A 3,642-nucleotide genomic window follows, 5' to 3' on the forward strand; every position below is an offset into this window, starting at 1 on the left:
GGGAAGGCATCGCGCTCGGCTTCGTGGATGCTGCCGGCAGCGCCATCCAGTAAGGCAACCAGCGGAAACTAGCCGAGCGCCAGCGTCTTCTGTGCGTCAGCAGGCGTGGCGCTCATAACCAGCTCGCCGTGATCGATGCCAACGAGTGCCATGTTGCGGACCGATTCCGATCCGGCCGAGAAGTAATTATTGTGGCCGATCGACGCGCCGAGCGACTTGCCGGTGATCGCGTCGACCGCACCGCCAACGGCCATGGTCTTTGCGCCGTAGCTGGGAGCCGCGGGATCGCTGCCGAACCACGCGCTTGCGGGCACAGGATCCCACGGAGCCGAACCGACGAAGACGTTGGCGTTGCGCACGTGCAGGTCGTGCACCGACTGCGCAGCACTGCCCGGCGACCCCACGAGCACGAGGGCATCAACCGAGAAGTTGTATTCCGTGAGCGCCATGAGCGCTGCGGTTGAACCATAGCTGTGCGCAACGATGGTCGTGTAGGGCTCGTCGGTAGCGCGCAGTGCCTGCTCTCCCTCGATCAGGCTGGCCAGGGCATCCCGACCCTTGTAAGCGAAGTCGAGCGAGCCGATGTTCGTCAGGTCGGGCGTCTGGTAGCCCATCCACGCGACGACCGCGACCGTCTTGCCGGAGTCAGCCGGGTCGACGGCAGCGAGCCGTTTCAACCACGCGGTTTGCTGGTCGTAGAGATCCAGCGCGTCACCGGTCCAGTCACCGACCTGGCCGTCCACGGTGAAGAACATGCCGGGCACCATGTACGTGACGTAGTCAGCGGTCTGGAGGTTGCCGATCACGACAGCGGCCTTGCCTGCTCCGCCCGAGTCGACTGACAGCAGCGACCGCGGCGGGCCATTCTTGCCCGACGCAAGCACGCCCTCGACCTGCTGCAGCATGTGCAGCGCGTGCTGGTCGTTCTGGTTCACCGCCCGAGCGCCGACCCTCGCGACGGCCGCGTGCATGGAAGCAATCGACTCCGCGACCCAATTGCGGTTCGCACTGTCGCGCACCGAAACCGGGACACCGTCGAGATTGCCGACCAACCGAGGGCTGGACGCCGCCAGCGTAGCCCGCTCGGAGGCCGCGAGCGCGCCCCACCAGTCCGCGACCTCAACCGCGGCCGGCGGATGCGCGAGCAGTTGAGACACAACGGCGGGATGCGACGAAACATATGCAGCGGTTTGCCCGGCGGGCAGGGCAGAAAGTGCGCGGAGCAGGGAAATGCCCGTGAGCGATCCGAGGTTGGCGGCGGGCGCCTGAGGGACCTCGAAAGTGGAGATGGAAACCGGGTGACTCACGGCAGCCGGATCAATGACAATCGCGCTCGGTCCAGCATTAATTCCAAGAAACGGGATGTCGACCACCTGACTGATCGAGCTGGCCGCGGGCGCGCTCGACGCCTCGACCGCGTGTCCCAGTGCCGCCGAGGTGATCAGAAGCGCTGCGACGTCATACAGCAATTCGGGTTCAGTCCCCTCGTTCACACAATTTTCCAGCCGCCCCCAGCGAATGAAAGGTTGTGCAGTGCCAATAATAGGGGGTAGACGCGCCCGTTTGGGGGTCACGATGTTAACTCCCTGTAACGAAACGTGAGCGCTCTCAGGCGCACCGAGATTCGGTAGCCGCACCCTCCGCGAGCGACGGCGACTGCGCCGCTCTCCGCTTGGCAGCGACCTCACGGCCGCCCAGCGCCAGGTCGACCAACTACTCGTCGAGCGCCGCGGGGCCACCCTCCAGCAGTCGGGCGAACTGTTCTGCGTCAATAATTCGCAGGCCGAGGGCCTCTGCCTTGCCCAGCTTCGACCCGGCTCCGGGACCAGCAGCAACGAAGTCGGTCTTCTTGCTCACGCTGGACGCCGCCTTGCCCCCGGCCGCAATAATCGCCTCGATCGCGCCCTCGCGGCTGAACCCTTCGAGGCTGCCGGTCGCCACAACTGTCAGGCCGGCGAGTGGCCCCTCGCTGCCACCGGCCGCGCCGGGACCGGGGTGACCGGGAGTCGCGAACTGCACCCCGGCATCCGCCCACCGAGTGATGACGTCCTGATGCCAGTCGACGGCAAACCAGTCGATGAGGGCGTCGGCGATGATGCCACCGACGCCTTCGACGGCCGCGAGTTCTTCACGTGTCGCCAGGCGGATGGCGTCAATCGACCCGAAATAGTCGGCCAGTGCGCGCGCGGCAACAGGCCCGACGTGCCTGATGCTCAGGGCGACCAGGATTCGCCACAGCGGGCTGGTCTTTGCCTTCTCGAGATTGGCGATGAGGTTGGTCGCATTCGTCGAGGGCACGAAGTCTTCGTCACCGGCGAAGGTCGAAGCCTCGGCATCGAACGGCCCGTCCTTCTTTTGGCGCTTGCGTTTGAAGGGTGTCTCTCGATTGAGTTCGCCGCGCTCGTCGAGCTTCTGCATGCCAGTCTCGTTGTCGCGCACGATGACGGCGACCGGGAAAATACGCTCCAGAGTGAGGTCGAACAAGCCGGCCTCGTTGTGCAGCGGTGGTTCCGCGGGCTCGTAAGGTTGGGTCAGCGCAGCAGCCGTCACCTCACCGAGCACCTCGATGTCGAGGGCACCGCGGCTACCAACGTGCTCGACGCGCCCGCGCACCTGCGCCGGACAACTGAACGCGTTCGGACAGCGCAGGTCGACATCGCCCTCCTTGGCCGGCGCCAGCGGAGTGGCGCACTCGGGACAGTTGGTCGGCATCACGAACTCGCGCTCGGTGCCGTCGCGCAGCTCGACAACCGGGCCGAGAACCTCCGGGATGACATCCCCGGCCTTGCGGAGCACCACAGTGTCGCCGATGAGAACGCCCTTGGCCTTGACTACATCCTGATTGTGGAGAGTCGCCTGGCGCACCGTGGAGCCGGCAACGCGCACGGGCTCCATAACAGCGAAGGGCGTCGCGCGACCGGTGCGGCCGACGCTCACCACGATGTCGAGCAGCTTGGTATTGACCTGTTCCGGCGGGTACTTGTACGCGATCGCCCAGCGCGGCGCACGGCTGGTTGCGCCGAGTTCTTCATGCAATGCCAGCTCATCGACCTTGATGACGATGCCGTCAATCTCGTGTTCCACACTGTCGCGGTGCTCGCCGTAGTACTGGATGAACTCGGCCGCCTCCTCCTTGCTGGGCACAACGCGATAGTGCGTGCTCGTCGGCAGCCCCCACGCCTTCAGGAGGTCATACGTCCTCGACTGGCTGTCGACCGGCGGATGTGCCCAGGCGCCGATCCCGTGCACCAGCATGCTGAGGCGGTCGAGCCTCCGATCCATCCGGATGATGCCCGCCGCGCTCTTGCCCTCGCGCACCTGCCGCAGACTCCCGGATGCTGCGTTCCGCGGGTTCGCAAAGATGCGCTCGCCTTCGGCGGCCTGCTCGGCGTTCAGCTTCCGAAACGTCTCAACCTCGAAATAGACCTCGCCCCGCACCTCGACGAGCGGTGGATGATCGGAGCCCGCAAGCGTCATCGGGATGCTCTTGACGTACGCGATATTGTCGGTGACATCTTCGCCGACGACACCGTCGCCACGGGTCGCCGCGCTCACGAGGACGCCGTTCTCGTAGCGAAGGTTGATGGCCAGACCGTCGATCTTCAGTTCGCACAGGTAATCGACGCGCCGGTCGGAATCGCG

Annotated in this window: 2 protein-coding genes; both read right to left on the minus strand. The window is 65.6% G+C overall.

Annotation, left to right across the window (positions count from 1 at the left end; all coding sequences use genetic code 11):
• Nucleotides 1-68: 68 nt before the first annotated feature.
• Nucleotides 69-1,574, minus strand: a complete 1,506-nt coding sequence (locus tag JWQ24_RS28185) for an alpha/beta hydrolase (protein ID WP_299815811.1) — start codon at nucleotides 1,572-1,574, stop codon at nucleotides 69-71.
• 139 nt (nucleotides 1,575-1,713) lie between these two features.
• A partial coding sequence (ligA, locus tag JWQ24_RS28190; protein ID WP_299815813.1) for an NAD-dependent DNA ligase LigA occupies nucleotides 1,714-3,642 on the minus strand: 1,929 nt, incomplete at its 5' end.

This window comes from Tardiphaga sp. (genome assembly GCF_028290495.1).
Taxonomy (GTDB): Bacteria; Pseudomonadota; Alphaproteobacteria; order Rhizobiales; family Xanthobacteraceae; genus Tardiphaga.